The sequence below is a fragment of the Microbacterium sp. genome (assembly GCF_043427715.1).
Classification (GTDB): Bacteria; Actinomycetota; Actinomycetes; order Actinomycetales; family Microbacteriaceae; genus Microbacterium.
This window is the reverse complement of the sequence record NZ_JBHWTD010000053.1, coordinates 1-17,981: the sequence shown is the minus strand read 5'-3', so window position 1 is coordinate 17,981 and position 17,981 is coordinate 1. Positions and strand designations below refer to the sequence as shown.

14 protein-coding genes and 1 pseudogene are annotated in these 17,981 nt (G+C 71.0%); 3 read left to right on the top strand and 12 right to left on the bottom strand.

Translation table 11 applies throughout. The features are described from left to right. Positions 1-65: 65 nt before the first annotated feature. From hpf to ACHFGS_RS05605, 9 genes are all read right to left on the bottom strand, one after another. The gene (gene hpf / locus ACHFGS_RS05645) at positions 66-728 is read right to left on the bottom strand and encodes a ribosome hibernation-promoting factor, HPF/YfiA family (protein ID WP_394289264.1); all 663 of its coding nucleotides are present in this window, start codon (positions 726-728) and stop codon (positions 66-68) included. A 116-nt stretch (positions 729-844) separates the two neighbouring features. Then, entirely contained in the window at positions 845-1,480 is a 636-nt protein-coding gene (locus ACHFGS_RS05640) for a ComF family protein (protein WP_394278194.1), read from the bottom strand. A 91-nt stretch (positions 1,481-1,571) separates the two neighbouring features. Beyond that, the gene (locus ACHFGS_RS05635) at positions 1,572-3,245 is read right to left on the bottom strand and encodes an LpqB family beta-propeller domain-containing protein (RefSeq protein ID WP_394278193.1); all 1,674 of its coding nucleotides are present in this window, start codon (positions 3,243-3,245) and stop codon (positions 1,572-1,574) included. Further along, a complete protein-coding gene (mtrB, locus tag ACHFGS_RS05630) occupies positions 3,242-4,918 on the bottom strand; it encodes an MtrAB system histidine kinase MtrB (RefSeq protein ID WP_394278192.1) in 1,677 nt (558 codons plus the stop codon). The genes ACHFGS_RS05635 and mtrB overlap by 4 nt, the downstream gene beginning before the upstream one ends. Before the next feature lie 28 nt (positions 4,919-4,946). Continuing rightward, complete coding sequence (gene mtrA, locus ACHFGS_RS05625) at positions 4,947-5,627, bottom strand: MtrAB system response regulator MtrA (RefSeq protein WP_394278191.1); 681 nt, start codon at positions 5,625-5,627, stop codon at positions 4,947-4,949. A 147-nt stretch (positions 5,628-5,774) separates the two neighbouring features. Next, positions 5,775-8,114, bottom strand: a complete 2,340-nt coding sequence (katG, locus tag ACHFGS_RS05620) for a catalase/peroxidase HPI (RefSeq protein WP_394289263.1) — start codon at positions 8,112-8,114, stop codon at positions 5,775-5,777. Between the two features lie 40 nt (positions 8,115-8,154). Then, on the bottom strand, positions 8,155-8,589 hold the full coding sequence (locus ACHFGS_RS05615; protein WP_394279464.1) for a Fur family transcriptional regulator: 435 nt from the start codon (positions 8,587-8,589) through the stop codon (positions 8,155-8,157). 60 nt (positions 8,590-8,649) lie between these two features. After that, a complete protein-coding gene (gene ahcY / locus ACHFGS_RS05610) occupies positions 8,650-10,107 on the bottom strand; it encodes an adenosylhomocysteinase (protein ID WP_394279465.1) in 1,458 nt (485 codons plus the stop codon). Positions 10,108-10,130: 23 nt separating this feature from the next. After that, complete coding sequence (locus tag ACHFGS_RS05605) at positions 10,131-10,337, bottom strand: DUF3499 family protein (protein ID WP_283714259.1); 207 nt, start codon at positions 10,335-10,337, stop codon at positions 10,131-10,133. Positions 10,338-10,438: 101 nt separating this feature from the next. On the opposite strand from ACHFGS_RS05605, the gene ACHFGS_RS05600 reads away from it, so the two are divergent. Next, positions 10,439-10,858, top strand: a complete 420-nt coding sequence (locus tag ACHFGS_RS05600) for a metallopeptidase family protein (protein WP_394279466.1) — start codon at positions 10,439-10,441, stop codon at positions 10,856-10,858. A 29-nt stretch (positions 10,859-10,887) separates the two neighbouring features. Here ACHFGS_RS05600 and ACHFGS_RS05595 read toward each other — a convergent pair whose 3' ends face one another. The 3 genes from ACHFGS_RS05595 to ACHFGS_RS05585 form a co-directional block, all read right to left on the bottom strand. Then, the gene (locus ACHFGS_RS05595; protein WP_394279467.1) at positions 10,888-12,282 is read right to left on the bottom strand and encodes a DUF5719 family protein; all 1,395 of its coding nucleotides are present in this window, start codon (positions 12,280-12,282) and stop codon (positions 10,888-10,890) included. Next, positions 12,279-15,143 carry a glycosyltransferase family 2 protein gene (locus tag ACHFGS_RS05590; protein ID WP_394279468.1) on the bottom strand — a complete coding sequence of 955 codons (2,865 nt, stop codon included), beginning with the start codon at positions 15,141-15,143 and terminating at the stop codon, positions 12,279-12,281. The genes ACHFGS_RS05595 and ACHFGS_RS05590 overlap by 4 nt, the downstream gene beginning before the upstream one ends. 65 nt (positions 15,144-15,208) lie before the next feature. Continuing rightward, positions 15,209-15,529, bottom strand: a complete 321-nt coding sequence (locus tag ACHFGS_RS05585) for a WhiB family transcriptional regulator (protein ID WP_394279469.1) — start codon at positions 15,527-15,529, stop codon at positions 15,209-15,211. Between the two features lie 190 nt (positions 15,530-15,719). Between ACHFGS_RS05585 and ACHFGS_RS05580 the strand changes: the two genes are divergently transcribed. Together ACHFGS_RS05580 and ACHFGS_RS05575 are read left to right on the top strand one after the other, a co-directional pair. Further along, positions 15,720-17,120, top strand: a complete 1,401-nt coding sequence (locus ACHFGS_RS05580) for an O-antigen ligase family protein (RefSeq protein WP_394279470.1) — start codon at positions 15,720-15,722, stop codon at positions 17,118-17,120. 13 nt (positions 17,121-17,133) lie between these two features. Beyond that, positions 17,134-17,981 (top strand): annotated as a pseudogene (locus ACHFGS_RS05575) (hypothetical protein); the annotation flags it as partial.

The window sequence follows — 17,981 nt, the reverse complement described above, 5'->3', positions numbered from 1 at the left end:
GAGGGGGTGGATGCCACGTGGCATCCACCCCCTCCTTTCCATCACTGAGGACACTCAGTGCACGGTCATGAGGCCAGTTCCGCTTCGGGTGCGGCCGTCGTGGTGAGAGAGATGACGCCGTAGTCCCAGCCCTTGCGCCGGTAGACGACGCTCGGCTGGTCACTCCGGGAGTCGATGAACAGGAAGAAGTCGTGGCCGACCAGTTCCATCCGATCGACGGCCTCCTCCACGGTCATCCATTCGGGTTCGAAGCGCTTGGTGCGGATGACGACCGGGGTGTAGTCGTCCTCTTCCTCCCCTCCCGCGACGACGGGGACCTCGCCGGTGCTGACGGCGCGAATCGCGTCGACCGACGCCGGCTGCACGTCGATGCCGGTCAGGGTGCCGCTGCCCTTCTCGAGCTTGGCGCCGCGCGGGTGGTTGCGGGCGTCCACACGCTTGTCCTTGGCGCGGCGGATCTGCTCGGCGAGCTTGGTGACGGCGAGATCGAGTGCGGCGAACTTGTCACCGTCCACCGCCTCGGCCCGCACGAGCGGGCCCTTGCCGGTGAGGGTGAGCTCGACCGTCTCATCCTCCCGAGCACCGTTGTGGTACGCGCGATGGGTGACCTTGATATCGATCCGCTGCGCCCGGGGGGCGAGGTGTTCGATGCGGGCACACTTCTCTTCGGCGACCGAGCGGAAGCGATCGCTCACGCTCACTCCCACGCCGACGATACTGATGTCCATCGTGACCTCCTTGTTCCGGTCCACCCGGTCAAGGGCGGACCTCGGTTCGCCTTGTGTCCCCCCACGGTAGTGGCGAACACCCTCCGAGGCCACCCCTATCGGCCGTGAATATCGGTTCACCTCCCCCGGCGTCGGGTGGCGGCGACCGTGACCGCCCCGAGGACCTGCGCACCTCCCTCCCGAAGCGCCCGCGCGGCCTCGATCAGAGTGGCTCCCGTGGTCACGACGTCATCCACGATCACCACGACCGCTCCCGCCGCGTCCGGCGTCGCGATCAGCGAGCCCGCGACGTTCGCCGTTCGCTCGTCGCGGCCCAACCCGCGCTGATCGTGCGTCGAGCGGACGCAGCGGAGCAGCCGGGCGCTACGGAGCCCTGCCCGACGTACGAGCAGTTCGGTCGGCACGTACCCGCGCCGCCGGATCGACGCCCGGGACCCGGGCACGGGAACGACGTGAGCGTCGCGGTACGGCCACGTGGCGGCGAGAGCCTGTCCGAGCGGCCGGGCGAGCCCGGTGCGGCCGTCTTCTTTGAGCGCGCGGAGGACCCGCGCGGGGACCCCTTCGAACTCCAGCGCACTGTGCACCTCCAGTCCGCCGGGCAGTGCGCGGCGCTGCGGATGGGCCTGCACCAGGGCGAGGCACCTGTCGCACAGGAGGACGTCGACCTCATCGCACCCCGCGCACCAGGTCGGGAAGATGAGTCCGAGGGCTTCGGCGAACGCACCGGAGAGGTCGGGGGTCGAGGCGGGCATGACCTCAGCGTGAGCGGGCCGGATCGGGAACACCTGCCATCGCCGTCGGATTGCGGAGAGGCTCCTCCGCGCGCGAGCCTGGGGAGAAGGCTCAGCCGGGGGTGCCCTGCTGCACCGCGAGGACGGAGACATCGGTCGCGAGGAGCTGCCACGACCCGCGCTGGACGAACAGTCCCCCGTCTTCGGTCAGCAATCGAACCGAACCGGACTGGTTGCCGCCGGCGATGTGCGCCGCGCCCTCCGGCGCGCGCACCTCGCTCCCCTCACCGCCCACCGGCTGCTCGCGCATCATCCGTTGGTCGCCGTCGCTCCACAGCAGGGCGACCGTCGCGTCGTCGAGCCACGTGAGCTCGATTCCCTCGCCGCCGAGCATCGCCAGCGGGTAGGGGTCTCGGAGGGCGATTGGTACGCCGTCGTCGTCACGGACGACACCGGATACCCACACCGCCGGCGTCACGCCGTCCCGCACGAGCGCGACCATCCGAGTGCCATCCCGGGAGATCCGCATCGCGGACACGTCGGTCGCGCCGAGCCATCCGCCCGGCACCGTTGTCGCCGAGCCGTCGGGACCGTACGCGACGACCTCGGTGGGTGACGCCGACGGCACCGTCCACACGTGGCCGAAGGCGTCCACCGTCGGCGCCGTCATCCCCGGACGGGTGTCGAGCGTCACGAGGTTCCCCTCGGCATCGGCCCGGTAGATCGCGCCGGCCTCGTCCTGCAGTGCCGCGGTCGTCCGCTCCGCATCGACCTCGATCGCCGTCGCCGCGACGCCCTGCCACGCGTCGCCGAGCGCGACCGTCTCATCGACCTCGGCGCCCGAGAGGAACCCGAACCGATCGTCCTTGAGAACGAGCGGACGCACATCGACCCGGTGCTCGGTGACCTGCACGGGGGGCGCGTCGATGGCCTCGTCGCCCACCAGCATCTGCACGTCGACCACGCCGGCCGCGGCGAGACTCGCCTCCAATTGCGTCTGCATGCGTGCGAGGGTCTCCGGGGCGAGCTCCCGCGCGCTCGGGTCGAGGGAGACCTGGGCGACACCGGCATCCACCGGCACGGAAGGCTGCGTCAAGGTCACGTCGCCGGGGAAGGCGGTCCGCACCGAGGACGCCAGCCACGGGCTCGGCGTCCCCGCCACGACGGCGGCGGCGATGCGCGTCGCCGAGTTCGTCGTGGGGAACCAGCGGACATCGGGGACGAGGGACGACCAGGTCGGGTCGAAATACGCGAGCTCGTAGCTGCGGAAGACCGTGCTGAAGCGGTTCGCGTCCAGGACGATCCCGTCCGGCGCCAGCGCGATGCGCCACTGCCCCTCCTCCTGCACGAGCTCGTACCGGAGCGAGATGGGGCCGTCCCCGCCGGGCCGATAGGCGCCGGCGGCGTCCACGGTCGCGACGGGGTCGATGCTGACCTGGATCTTCTGATCGGAGACCACGTCGATCGTCCGGTCCCCGGGGGCGTGGATGGTGACGCCCGCCTGCGGCTTCCAGTCCTCTCGGAAGTCGGCGGTCAGGAACTGCTGCGCGGTCGCCCAGTTCTGTCTCGGGCCGGACCCTGCGGCGATGAAACCTTCGACGATCTGCTGAGGCGTGGCATCCGCCACCGGTCCGTCGGGGACATAGGCGAAATCGGGCAGGCGTTCGACTTCGTCGATGGCGCGCCCGACGTTCACGGGGCCGGTGACGGGCAGGCCCGCGCACGCCGTGAGCGCGGCCGCGACGGTGATCGCGAGCGCGAGGGTGCGGATCGGGCGACGGCTCACGAGGTCCCCTCCCGCTCGGGGAGGAGAATCGGCTGCGTGAGGCCGAGGTCCTCCATGGTGGGGCCGCCGTCGCGTGGCTCGACATCGATCGGGGATGCCGATCCGAGGACGTCCCCCTGACGTCGCGGCAGCGTGAGGACGAAGTTCGTGCCACCACCGGGCGCTGACCAGACGGCGAGGGTGCCCCCGTGCAGGCGCGCATCGCCGAGGGCGATCGACAGGCCGAGACCGGTGCCGCCGATCGTCCGGCGGCGGGATGGATCAGCCCGCCAGAACCGGTCGAAGACCCTCTCCGTGTCGGCGGGGGTCATCCCGAGTCCGAAGTCGCGGACGCCGAGGGCGACCGCCCTCTGGTCGCTGTCGACGGTGATCACGATGGGCCGGCCCTCTCCGTGCTCGATGGCGTTGCCGAGGAGGTTCCGGACGATCCGGCGTACACGGCGGGGGTCCATGTCCACCGGTGAGTATCCGCCCGGCGCTACCAGGCGCACGTCGGTGCCGTGCTGCTCGGCGAGCTGGCGCATCGACTCGATGACGTCCTCGGCGAGGTGGGCGAGGCTCGTCGGTTCGAGTTCCAGCTGCACCGATCCGGCGTCGTAGCGGCTGATCTCGAGCAGGTCCCCCAGGAGCAGTTCGAATCGCTGCACCTGCGCGTGCAGGAGTTCTGCGGCCCGGGCGGTCGTCGGATCGAACTCGTCGCGCTGGTCGTTGATCATGTCCGCCGCCAGCCGGATGGTCGTCAGCGGCGTCCGGAGCTCGTGCGAGACGTCCGAGACGAACCGCTGCTGCACGAGGGAGAGCTCGGCGAGCTCCTTGATCTGGCTTTCGATGCTGTCGGCCATCGCGTTGAACGACCTGCCCAGCGTCGCGAACTCGTCCTCGCCGCGGACGGGCAGCCGCACGCCGAGGTCGCCCGAAGCGAGCTTCGCGCTGGTCTCCGCGGCCTGCGCGATCGGAACCGTCACCGACCGGAGGACGAAGAGGGAGATGCCGCCGATCAGGACCAGGAGCGCGATGCCGACGATCCACAGCGTCACCTGCACGAACTGGAGGGTCTGCTGCTCGGAGGCGAGGTCGTAGGCGAAGTACAGCTCGTACGCGCCCGCCTCGGGGAGGAGGAGCTGCTGGCCGACGATGATGCCCGGCGTCGCCCCGCCGGCACCGTCGGGAAGCGCGATCGACTGCCACCACTGCCGGTCACCGGTCAGCTGCACGCTGCGCTGGAGGGCTGGCGTGATCATCGACGATGTCAGGCCACCCCCCTCGAAACCCTGCGGCGCGATGGAGGACGGCTCGTCATCGATTCGGAACACGGCGACCATGGGGGTCCCCGCCTGCCGGGAGAGGATCTCCCGCCGGACCTCGTCCATGAGGACCTGCAGAGCGGCGACATCGCCTTCGATGACGGCCGCATCGAAGGTCGTCTGCGCCGCCTGCGTCGCCCGCTTCGCGGAATCCTGCACCTGGGCGGCACGCGACTCGTACAGGTCGTTCTGGATCGCGAGGGACATCCACACGAGCGCGACGAGGATCGTGAGCGCTGTCAGCGTCACCGTGATGACGAGGGTGCGGAACCGCAGCGACCGCCGCCACGCGCGCGTGATGCGGCGCCCCCATGACCGCCAGTCGCGCCACTTCGGGACGACCGTCTGGGTCTCCGTCCGTGTGGTCACCGACACCGGCGGTCTCCGATCCCGGAGGTCACACGGCGCCGCCGGCGCGATACCCCACGCCGCGCACCGTCGTCACGATCTGCGGGTTGTCCGGGTCCCGCTCGACCTTTGCGCGCAGCCGCTGCACGTGGACGTTCACCAGGCGGGTGTCCGCCTTGTAGTGGTACCCCCACACCTGCTCGAGGAGCATTTCGCGGGTGAAGACCTGCTGCGGCTTCGAGGCGAGGGCGACGAGGAGTTCGAACTCGAGCGGTGTCAGGGCGATCACGGACCCGCCGCGGCGCACCTCGTGAGCGGCCACGTCGACCGAGAGGTCCCCGATCCGGAGCGTCTCCGCGGGGGGCGCGGCCGCCGGGCGCAGCCGCGTGCGGATGCGGGCGACGAGCTCCTTGGGGTTGAACGGCTTGACGATGTAGTCGTCTGCGCCCGATTCGAGCCCCCGCACCACATCGGCGGTGTCGGTGCGGGCGGTGAGCATGATGATCGGGATGCCGGAGTCGGCACGCACCCGCGTGCACACCTCGATGCCGTCGAGACCCGGGAGCATGAGGTCGAGCAGGATCAGGTCGGGCCGCTCGTCTCGCCAGGTCTCCGCCGCGACCGCGCCATCGGCGCAGAACGACACATCGAATCCCTCGGTCCGCAGCACGATGCCGATCATCTCGGCCAGAGCGGTGTCGTCGTCGACAACCAGGATGCGCGATGTCATGCGGGCGATGGTTCCTTCAGATCTGGCGGTGGTCGGGCCACCGCCCTCGGGTCGGTTCCACAGTATCCGACGCCCGGGTGGGTCGGGGAGGACGACGCACGGCCCGCCTCCGCGAAGGAGACGGGCCGTGCGATCGTTCTCCGTCGATCAGCGGTGCAGGTCGAACCGGTCGAGCTCGGTGACCTTCGTCCACGCGGCCACGAAGTCCGCGACGAACTTCTCGGCGGCGTCGTCGGAGGCGTAGACCTCGGCGATCGCGCGCAGCTCCGAGTTCGAGCTGAACAGCAGGTCCGCACGGGTGCCGATGCCGATTTCCGAGCCGTCGGCAGCCACACCACGGAACGCGTGCGACCCGGGGTCGACCGCGCTCCAGCTCGCGCCGAGGTCCAGCAGCTTCACGAACACGTCGTTCGTGAGCTGGCCGGGGCGGTCGGTGAACACGCCGAACGGCGAGCTGTCCCAGTTGGCACCGATCGCGCGCAGACCGCCGATGAGGACGGTGAGCTCGGGCGCGCTCAGCGTGAGCAGGTTCGCCTTGTCGATCAGGTGGTGCTCGGCAGGGAGCACGGCGTTCGGGCCGTAGTAGTTGCGGAAGCCGTCGGCGACCGGCTCGAGGTAGCCGAACGAGTCGACGTCGGTCTGCTCCTGCGAGGCATCGGTGCGGCCCGGGTGGAACGGCACGACGACCTCGGTGCCCGCGTCACGGGCGGCTTTCTCGACACCCGCGTTGCCCGCGAGGACGATGAGGTCGGCCAGCGACACCTTCTTGCCATCGGTGCGACCCTCGTTGAAGGACGCCTGCACGCCCTCGAGCGCACCGAGCACCTTCTGCAGCTGAGCGGGGTTGTTGACCTCCCAGTCCTTCTGCGGGGCGAGGCGGATGCGGGCGCCGTTGACGCCACCGCGCTTGTCGCTGCCACGGAAGGTGGACGCTGCGGCCCAGGTGGTGGTGACGAGCTCGGTGACCGTCAGGCCGGTGGCGAGGATCTGCTCCTTGAGCGAGGCGGCATCCGCATCGTCGATCAGCACGTGGTCGACGGCGGGCACAGGGTCCTGCCAGATGAGCTCCTCCTGCGGCACCTCGGGGCCGAGGTAGCGGGCGATCGGGCCCATGTCGCGGTGGGTGAGCTTGAACCACGCGCGTGCGAACGCATCGCCGAACGCCTCGGCGTCATCCTTGAAGCGGCGCGAGATGGCGTCGTAGGCCGGGTCGATGCGCAGCGCCAGGTCGCTCGTGAGCATGCGCGGCTCGCGCTTGCCGTCGGAGTGCGCCAGCGGGACCATGTCCGCGCCGCCGCCGTTGATGGGGCGCCACTGGTGGCCGCCGCCGGGGCTCTTCATGAGCTCCCACTCGTACGCGTAGAGGATGTGGAAGAACTCGTTGTCCCAGCGGGTGGGGTGGTAGGTCCAGGTGACCTCGAGCCCCGAGGTGATGGTGTCATCGCCCACACCGGTGCCGTTGTTGTTCTTCCAGCCGAGGCCCTGCATCTCCAGGCCGGCAGCCTCGGGGTTCGCCTCGAGGTTCGTGTCGGGAGCCGCGCCGTGGGTCTTGCCGAAGGTGTGGCCGCCGGCGATGAGGGCGACGGTCTCCTCGTCGTTCATGCCCATGCGGCCGAACGTCTCACGGATGTCGCGCGCCGACTTCAGCGGGTCGGGCTCACCGTTGGGGCCCTCGGGGTTGACGTAGATGAGACCCATCTGGACAGCCGCGAGCGGCTTCTCCAGGTCGCGGTCACCCGAGTAGCGCTCGTCGGCGAGCCACGTGGTCTCCGGGCCCCAGTACACGTCGTCGTCCGGCTCCCACACGTCGGGACGGCCACCGGCGAAGCCGAAGGTCGAGAAGCCCATGGTCTCCAGCGCGACGTTGCCCGCGAGGATCATCAGGTCGCCCCAGGAGAGCGACTGGCCGTACTTCTTCTTGACCGGCCACAGCAGACGGCGGGCCTTGTCGAGGTTGACGTTGTCGGGCCAGCTGTTCAGCGGCGCGAAACGCTGCTGGCCGGTGCCACCGCCGCCGCGGCCGTCGGTGGCGCGGTAGGTGCCGGCGGAGTGCCACGCCATGCGGATCATGAGCGGGCCGTAGTTGCCGAAGTCGGCCGGCCACCAGTCCTGCGAGGTCGTGAGCACCTCGGCGATGTCGGCCTTGACGGCCGCGAGGTCGAGCGCCTCGAAGGCGGCCTTGTAGTCGAAGTCCTCACCGATCGGGTTGCCGACTGCGGGGTTCTTCTTGAGGATGCGCAGGTTCAGCTGATTGGGCCACCAGACCTGGTTGGCGTTGCCCACGGTCGGGTGGGGCTGGCCGCCGTGGTTCTCGCGCTCGGCACCGGGCGCACCGTGGAAGACGGGGCAGCCTTCCGCGTCGTTCGGGCGAGGGCGGCTCTCGCCGTCGGCACGCTCGTCGACGGGGGTGTCGATCGGGGTGACGGCCTGGTCGACGTCGCTGGCGTCGGCACCGATGGGCTCTGCCTGCGGGTCACGGTCGCTCATGGTGATCCTTCCGTTGGGGTGGTTCGGGTGGAGAGAGAAGTCAGGCGGCGGCCGGCGCGGCGCAGGTGCCGCACAGCCCCCAGTAGGTGACCTCGGCCGAGGAGATCTGGAAGCCGTGATCCTCGGAGGGATGCAGGCAGGGCGCGGCACCGACCGCGCAGTCGACGTCCTGCACGGCTCCGCAGCCGGTGCAGATGAGGTGGTGATGGTTGTCGTCCACGCGCAGCTCGAAGAGCATCGGCTGGCCGGCGGGTTCGATCCGGCGGACCAGCCCCGCGTCGACGAAGTCGCCGAGCGCGTTGTACACCGACTGCCGGCTCGCCTTCGGAAGCGCCGGGGCGACCTCGGCGAAGACGGCATCGGCGCTCGCATGCGGGCTGGCGGCCAGGGCGGACAGCACGGCGATGCGGGAATCCGTGATGCGCAGCCCGGCATCGCGCAGCAGCGCGGACGGATCGGGGAGCACGGTGGTCATGGAAGACAGCCTACCCCTTTTTTTGACAAAGTCAAAAGAAGGAAACGCCGCTCGGCGGGCTCAGTATCGATAGTGATCGAGCTTGTAGGGGCCCTCGACGGGCACCCCGATGTACGCGGCCTGCTCTTCGGTGAGTTCGGTGAGCTGCACACCCAGGGCGGGCAGGTGCAGCCGGGCGACCTTCTCGTCGAGCTCCTTCGGCAGGACGTACACCCCGATCGGGTACTCGTCGATCTTGGTGAACAGCTCGAGCTGAGCGAGGACCTGGTTCGTGAACGAGGCGCTCATCACGAAGGACGGGTGCCCGGTGGCGTTTCCGAGGTTCAGCAGCCGCCCCTCCGACAGCACGAGGACGCTGCGGCCGTTGGGCAGACGGTACTCGTGCACCTGCGGCTTGATCTCGATCTTCTCGACGCCCTCTACCGCTTCCAGCGCGGCCATGTCGATCTCGTCGTCGAAGTGCCCGACGTTGCCGACGATCGCGAGGTGCTTGAGGGCGAGCAGGTGCTCGAGCGTGACCACACGGGTGTTGCCGGTGCCGGTGATGACGATGTCCACCTGGTCGGCGACATCCTCGAGCCGCGCCACCTGGTACCCGTCCATCGCCGCCTGAAGCGCGCAGATGGGATCGACCTCGCTCACGATGACGCGCGCACCCTGGCCGCGCAGCGCTTCCGCGGCTCCCTTGCCGACGTCTCCGTAGCCGACGACGAAGGCGACCTTGCCGCCCATCAGGACGTCGGTCGCACGGTTGATGCCGTCGGGCAGCGAGTGGCGGATGCCGTACTTGTTGTCGAACTTCGACTTCGTCACGGAGTCGTTCACGTTGATTCCCGGGAACAGGAGCTTCCCCGCGGCGTGGAGCTCGTAGAGGCGGTGGACACCGGTCGTCGTCTCCTCGGTGACGCCGAGCAGGCCCGCCGCGATGCGGGTGAAGCGCTGCGGGTCACGGGCGAGACTCGCACGCAGGGTCTCGAGCACGATGCGGTACTCGGCCGAATCGGCGTCCGTCGCCTCGGGAACGGCGCCCGCGGCCTCGAATTCGCCGCCCTTGTGGACGAGCAGGGTGGCGTCTCCGCCGTCGTCGAGGATGAGGTTCGGGCCGTCGAACCCCTCGGCCGACCAGTCGAAGATGCGGGCGGCGAGCTCCCAGTACTGCTCGAGCGTCTCCCCCTTGAAGGCGAAGACGGGGACGCCGGCAGGCTCCTCGACGCTCCCGTGCGGACCGACGACGACCGCGGCGGCAGCCTCGTCCTGCGTGGAGAAGATGTTGCAGCTGGCCCATCGCACCTGCGCGCCGAGGGCGACGAGGGTCTCGATGAGGACGGCGGTCTGCACCGTCATGTGCAGCGACCCCGCGATCCGCGCCCCGGCGAGCGGCTGCGCGGACCCATACTCCTCACGGAGCGCCATGAGCCCCGGCATCTCGTTCTCGGCGAGCCGGATCTGGTGGCGGCCGGCTGCGGCGAGCGACAGATCGGCGACGACGTGGTCGATGGTCTTCACAGGAGTGGGCACGGGCCCATCCTCCCACGCAGAGCTCAGACGCGGAGAGTCTCGTGGCGGACGACGACCCAGCCCTTGGGCACCGACATGCGGCCCGTGTGGATGGCACACAGATCGTGCGCATGCGGATCGTTCCCCGCACCGAGCGGCCCGAGCACGGCCATCTGGTCGCCGTAGTCGTACGTCAAAGTCGTCACCGCTTCGCGGGCACACCCCACCTTGGAGCACAGTCGTTCACGCATCCGTCCCACGGTATCGAGCCTCCCCCGCGGCATCCGGATGCCGCGCCGGTCGGCCCCGCACCTCCCCCGTAGGATGGCGTCATGGGCTCGGAGGCGACGGCATGAGGCGGCGCACCCGCGTGGCCCGTCCCGACCGCCATGGCCGGCACGGTCGGCTCGATCGCAGCTCGGTGGTCCGCCCGCCGCTGCCCGCCATCGAGACCCGTGCCGAGAAGTTCGACCTCACCGTCGGCACCGCCGTGGAGTTCCTCCGCAGCGCCTGGCCGGAACTGCGCGAGGTGCGCTTCGATGTCGGGTGGATGCCGCCGACCGCCGACGCGGAGGGGATCCCGCGCTGGGCTGTGCTGCCGGATGAGAAGCGCATCGTCCTGTTCCGCCTGCCCATCGAGCGCCTCGCCCGCCTCCACCGGCCCGACGACCTGCACCGTCGGATGATGATCGAAAGCTGCGTCTTCCGCGCCGCGGCGGAGTACCTCGATCGCGATCCGTGGGACCTGGGACCCGAGCGCTTCCGTTTCTGACGACACCGCGCTGAGCACCGCGGCGCGGGTCAGCGCGGTCGCACCTGGACGGGCGCGGCCGCGGCATCCGCCGGGACGATCGGGTACGCCGCGAGCGCGTCGTCGTCAGCGTAGGTGACGCTGGCGCGGACGGTGTGGGACCCGGGGTCGAGCCTGTAGACCTCGCCCTCGTCCACCGACAAGGTGACGGTGGCGCCGGCGGGGACCTCAACCTCCGTCTCGCTCCCCTCCCCCGCATCCTGGGTGACCCGCACGGTCGCGTCGGCGTCCGCGGGGGCCGCGATCGCGAGCCTGGGTGACGGCCCGGCCGCCACGGCGAACAGACTCGGCACGGAGATCTCCTCCGCCGACGAATGCCACGCGAAGTCCGAACCCGCGTCGACACCGGTGGCCGCCCACAGCGCCGCCACGACCGGGGCGTCCGCGACGATGTCGACGCGGTACTCCCCCGGCGGCAGCGAGGGGACGTCGACTTCGAGCGGGACCCCGGCGGTGAGGGCGAGCGGGTCGCTTTCGGAGTAGACCCGGCCGGTGCCCTCCGCGCTCACCACGACGGTCACGGTCGCGTCATCCGAGGGCGCGAGCACGCGGACGAGCGTCTCGGCAGCGGATTCTTCGCCCGCCGTCGCCCGGAAGGACGGGATCGTCTGGTTCGTGGCGGGAAGCGCCGTCGCACCGCTCTGGTCGATGCCGCCCGCGACGAGCGTGCGGGTGATCGACGACTGGAGCGAGGCGTGCACCGGCGCCTGCGTCGCCGTGACGAGCACCACCGGGTTCTGCTCGCCGAGGGCGAGCGAGGCGAGGGGGACGACGCGCTGCGTGCCGGGGGCGACGAGGATGTCCGCTCCCGCGGCGGGCGCCGTCTGTCCCGACACCCCGAACACGGTGATCTCGACCCGCGAGGCGACGTCGCCGGGGTTCCCCATGACCACCACGTCGGCTGCGCCGGTGAGCCCGCTCCCGGCCGCGAGCCAGGACTCCATCGCCGGCGGGGTGCACGCGGCAGCGGCGAATCCGGCGATGTCGGGATCGTCGGCGCGCGAAGAACCGGCCGCGGCGAGGTCCGTCCGTCGGCGCTCGATCGGATCGGCGGTGAAGGCGGCGGCGGCGGGCGCCTCGCGGACATCCACGGGAGACATCTCCGTCGCCGCGGCGTCGGGCGCGGACGGCGTGACGCCGACGGTCACCCGCTGCGGCGCCGCCGCGGCCGGCGCGGACGCATCGGCCTCATCGCGACCGAGCACGAGCGTCGCCCCGCCGCACGCGACGCGAGACGCGGAGGGTTCGGGCTCAGCCGTCACCGAGAGCGCCTCCCGCTGCACGCCGGGCCACGGCGTCGTGATCAGCAGGACGACCCCGGTGACGGCGGCCGCGCTGAGGAGGGCTCTGACCGCCGCCCGCGCACCGCGTTCCCGCGCTCTCATGTCGCCCTCCTCACGCCGATGACCCGGGAGTGCCTCCGCGCATCACGCAGACTCGTGCGGGTCGGCACCGCGAGCAGGAGGGCGATCGCGACGACGCCCACCTGGAGCAGGGCGATGCGCGCCGTCAGCGGGCCCGCTGTCTCATCTGCGGTGCGCTCGACGACCTCACCCGCGACGCTCCACAGCGCGCCTCGGGCGGTCTCGCCCACCGCGACGAGATCGTCTCGCTGGTTGAGGACGTTCTCGACGCTCAGCCGGAGCGCGCGAGCCGCGTCGGTCTCGTCGTCCTCCTCGGACAGCAGCACGTACGCGACACCGTGCTCGGCGAGCTCGGCCACGACAGCGCCGCTGGGAGAGCTCACCAGATCTGCGGTCACCCGGGCGAGTTCGCGGTCGCCGGCGGACAGCTCGGCGCGGGTCGACTGCAGGGTCGTCTGACCGCCCAGTGTCTCGCTCGCGCCCCAGACGACGGATGCCGCGAACCCGGCGTCCGCATCGGGGGTGAGTACGAGCGTCGCGGTCTGCTGGCCTTCGCGCTCGCCTTCGCTCCCGGCCGTCTTCACGTAGGCGGGAAGGGTGCTCGCGGGGCCGTCGCGGAGGGCGGCCTCCCCCCGCACCGGCGCCGTCAGCGCGGGCGCCGCCCCCACGGCGAGGAACGCGAGGGAGACGGCGGCGATGAGGGAGACGGTGGTCGGAGCCGCGGCATCCGATCGACGGAAACCGTCGAGACACGAGATCGCGGCGGTCAGGAGACCGGCCCATGCGAGGCTCAATGCGACGCCCGGCCAGATGGGAGCGGCGCCCGCCACACCGACGGCGATGGCCACGCCCGACACCGCCACGGCCGTTCCGATGCCGAGGACCGCCGTCAGGAGGCCGAGCGCCGCCGGCACGATCCGGCCGACGAGCGGAGCGAGCACCGCCAGGAGGATGAGGGGCGCGACGAAGACGATCGCGGCCCACGCCGGCAGGACGTCCGCGCCGAGGAAGGCGAGCACCTCCGCCCAGCCCGCGGCCTCGGCACTGGGGAACCCGCCGATCATCAGCAGACGATCCGACAGGCTCTCGCCGAACGCCGGTGCGAAGAGTGCGCGGCCGGGATCGGCCAGCAGTCCGAGCGCATTCCCGTCTTCGATCTGTCGCCAGACGAGCGGGGCGAACATCGCGACGGTCGGGACGATCGCCCAGGCGACCCGCCCGGCGCCCTGCCCGCGGCGCATCACGACGGTCAGCACCAGCCCGACGGCCCAGAGCACGAGCACCGGTCCCGCCGCGGACGGCGAACACGCCACCACGATTGCCAGCAGGAGGGATGCCACGCCGGCGCTGCTCCACGAGCGTCGCGCCGCCGCCATCGTGTACAGGAACCACGGCAGCGCCAGGTGGGCGATGACCGCCGCGGGGCGGCCGTCGATGAGGCCGGTGAGGAATGTGGGCGCCGTCGCCCATGCGAAGGCGGCCAGCGCCCGGAGGATCGACCGGTCCGTCACCCGCGTCGCGGCGAACCATCCGCCGAGTGCCGCGAGCGGGAGCGCCAGCACCCACAGAACGACCAGCGCCCGCGACGGTTCGGCCGGAGAGAGGGAGCCGATGAGGGCGACGACCGCTGCGAACGGGTCGGCGGGCCCGACCGTGTCCCACCCGAGGGCGCGGGGTCCGTACGCGGCATCCGTCCACAGCGCCACCACGCCGGACCGGAGCGGAGCGAGGGCGCCACCGCCGAGGACCGGCCAGGAGAGCAGCGCGACGAAGGCCATCACCGAGGTCGCGAGCGCCCCGAGGACCACCCACGCCCCGCCGCCGCTGAAGAACCGCAGTTCCTCGCGGGAGCCTGCGGGCGGGCCCGCGTCATCGTCGAGCCGCTCCCGGATCTCGCGGCGCCCGATGCGGAGGGGTGCCAACTGCTGCCAGGACGCCTGGCGCACCCGGCGGATGGTGCGCCGCGCGCGGGCGACGGAGGGGATCCTCGCCATCGCGGTGATGGCCGCCGCCCACTCCGGGCCGATCCGCCCGGGACGCTTGGCGACCAGGTGTCCGAGCGACCGCAGCAGCGCGAGCGGGAGGAAGCTGAGCCAGTGCAGGAGGACCGCGGGCGGCGGCGCGTAAGCCAGCCGGCGGTGGAGCTGAGCGGTGCGCTCGGCGTAGATCCGTCGTCCGCGCGCGGTTGCCGAGCGTCCGGTGGGCGCGCCCGCGACGCCGTCGCCGGCGACGGCCACCAGCGCTCCGGGAGCGAGCGCGACGCGACCGCCGGCGAGCCGCGCGCGAACGCCGAGGTCGAGTCCTTCGTCTGCGCCCGCGAGCGCCGGGTCGAGCCCTTTCAGCGCGAGCCACACCGGCGTGCGCACGAGCGCTCCGCGGACATCCGAGCCGAGCACGTCCTCCCGGACGTCGTGCTGCCCCTGGTCGAGTTCGCCATCGACGATCCCGACGGCCCGTCCGCCCCGGGTCATCGTGACACCGAGGGAGACGATCCGAGCGGGGTCTTCCCACGACACGAGTTTCGGCGCCGCGATGGCGACGGATGGAGCCGTCTCGAGCGCCCCGGTGAGCCGGGACAGCGCGTCGGGCGCAGGCGCCGTGTCCTGAGCGAGGAGCCACACCGCGTCGCCCGCAAGGCGATGGGTGGCAAGTCGCAGCGCGTCCGCGAAGCCCGTGCCGCGCGGGGCGACGATGACGGCCTCGGCGCCGGATTCGCTCGCGAGGTTCTTGAGCCGGTCGTCCGGTCCGCACAGGACCACGGTGAGCACGTCGACGAGGCGGGTCTGAGCGGCGAGCGCGCGGAGCGTGCGGCTCAGATGAAGGTCGGTGGGGCCGCGCCCGGACGGGCGCACGACCAGGAACGCGTGAACTCGGGCGGGCATGACCAGGTCAGCCTAAATGCGCTCTCGACGCGACGCGGGAGCGTCGTCGGGGTGGCGCGATCCGGTCAGGACGCGCGACGCTTGAGCTTGCGACGTTCGCGCTCGCTCAGACCACCCCAGATGCCGAAGCGCTCGTCATTCTGCAGTGCGTAGTCAAGGCACTCCCCGCGCACGTCGCACGAGGTGCAGATGCGCTTCGCATCGCGCGTCGATCCGCCCTTCTCCGGGAAGAACGCCTCGGGGTCGGTCTGTGCGCACAGGGCATCAGCCTGCCAAGCGAGGGCGGTGTCCTCCTCGGCAGCCGCCGCACGCCGCACACCCGGGACACCGAGGTTGACGGGATCGACGAACCAATTCTCGGGAACGCCGGAACGGTAACCCGTCATCTTGCTCTCCCACCTGTAGACCATGCCGCGAACGGCCGTGGCCTTAATTACACCCGTGTGATTCACTCCGGTCAAGTCGCAAATCGTAAACCCTCACGCAGACATTGAAGCTTCTTCACGATCGACGGCGTGTCGCGGCCCCCGCCGGGTCGGGTTCGTGAGGCGGCTCTCGCGATAGCCTGCTCTCACGATGGCCGCACACACCAAGCACCCCGTCAGCGCTCCCCCTGCGGCGCCCGTGCGGGAGAAGACGAGCCACCTCCTGCTGCGCGGGTGGTGCATCTTCGTGCTCGCCATGGCGCTCGCTGGCACAGGCCCCATCGTCGCGCTGGGGCAGACCGGATCGACCGTGCTCGGCCTGGCCATCGTGGTCGTCTCCGGGACCATCTGGGCCGTCATCCGCCCTCGCGTGCAGTGGCCACGGCTGCCCTGGTACGCACTCGGGTACGTGGCGTGGGCGACCCTCTCGCTGTTCTGGACCCACTGGATCGGCGCGAGCGTGCCCACCCTCGCCCTTCTCCTGGTGACGACCGCCCACGCGATCTTCGTCGGCTCCGTCCTCACCTGGCGCGAACTGGTCCGTGCGATCGCGTCGGCGCTGAAGTGGATCCTCGGCCTGTCGCTCGCCTTCGAACTGTGGGTGTCGCTCCTGTGGGGTGGCCCGATCCTCCCGCAGTTCGTCCGCCCCGACGGGCCGGTCGACGACCCGATCGTCTACTGGTCGCGGGACAACCTCTTCGACGGCGGCCGCATCCAAGGTGTTTTCGGCAACTCCAACGCGCTCGCCTACGTCGCCCTCCTCGGCATCATCGTCTTCGCCATCCGGATCGCGTCCCGCGCGCCCCGACGCACGGCGCTGATCGGCTGGACGGCCGTCGCCCTCTTCCTCTTCGTGCGCGCGGGGTCGGCCACCGCCTCGGTCGCCGCCATCGCGGTGCTCGTGGTCCTCGCCACCGTCCTGCTCATGCGGACCACCACCCGCGCGGGAGAGCGCACCCGGTATTACATCGCCTACGCCGCCGTCGGCATCGGCGGCGCCCTGGCTGTCTGGCTCGGACGAGACGTCGTCTTCACCGCCCTGGGCCGGTCGAGCGACCTGACGGGGCGTGAGTCGATCTGGATGCAGGTGTGGGAACGCGTGCAAGAGCATCCTGTGGTGGGCTGGGGCTTCTCGACGCCCTGGATCCCGACCGAACCGGCCTTCGACGGCTGGATCATCGACCACGGCGAGACTGTCATCCAAGCCCACAACATGTGGCTCGACGTCGCCCTGCAGCTCGGGATGGTGGGGGTCGTCCTCTTGGCCGGGGCGTACCTCGCGTTCGTGTGGCGCTCGTGGTTCTTCGCCGTCGACCGACCGCGATGGGATCTGGTGGCCGACCGTCCCTACTCGCCGGTCACCCTGCTGCCGACGCTCACCGGCGCGGTCCTGCTCGTGCAGGGCATCGCCGAGTCGACCCCGCTGCTGAGCTGGGGATGGATGTTCCTGGTGATGTTCGCCTTCAAGATCAAACAGGCGCCACTCCTCGGCCGCGGTCCTTCGGAGCAGCGTCTCGTCGGCGAACAGGGCGACCTGCCCGCCGAGCGATGAACCGCCCCCGGCGATGAGCAGCTCCGAGCGCATGAACGGTGCGGGGCGATCGGGCGGACCCGAGCGCACCGCGCTCATCCTGCTCCGGTCGAGCCCGTTCGCCGCCGCTTTCGCCACGACGGCGATCGGCGCCCTGTTCGGGACCCACGCGATCAGACAGCTCACCGGCGATGCGGGCTACGGGGCGGTGATCACCGGCCTGTGCCTCATCGGCGCGGCCATGCTCGTGGCTCGACGCCGCGAGGTACGGGCGATCGAGGTGATGCCCGTCACCCTCGTGGCGCTGCTGGCGTGGCTGCTGATCTCGGTGTTCTGGTCGCGGTCAGCGCCGGCCGCCTTCGAAGGGTGGCTGCAGCTGGCCGGCCCGACGTTCCTCGCGGTCGTGGTCGCCCAGTTCCGCGACACCCTGCAGACCGTTCGCGCCACGGGCGACGTCCTCCGGTTCTGGCTGACCGCCTCCCTGGCGATCGAGATCCTCAGCGGCATCCTGCTCGACGGTCCGGTCCCGTTCCTCAGCATCGCGGGCAACCTCGCCGAGGGCGGGCCCATCCAGGGCCTGTTCGGCACCCGCACCGTGCTCGGCGTCGTGACGATTATCGCCTTGATCACTTTCGTCGTCGAATGGCGCACCCGTTCCGTACGGCCCGGACTGTCCGCCTACTCGGTCGCCCTCGCGGCCCTGCTGGCGATCTTCACGGCGTCGCCGATCGTCCTCGGCATGGCGGTCATCGCGGGCGCTGCCACCGGGGCGCTCGCCATCGTCCGCCGGGTCTCCCCCGCCGTCCGCTCACGTCTGCAGTGGGTCCTCGCCGGCTCGGTCGCCGTCTTCCTCCTGGCCGCCTACCTTTTCCGGCGCCCCCT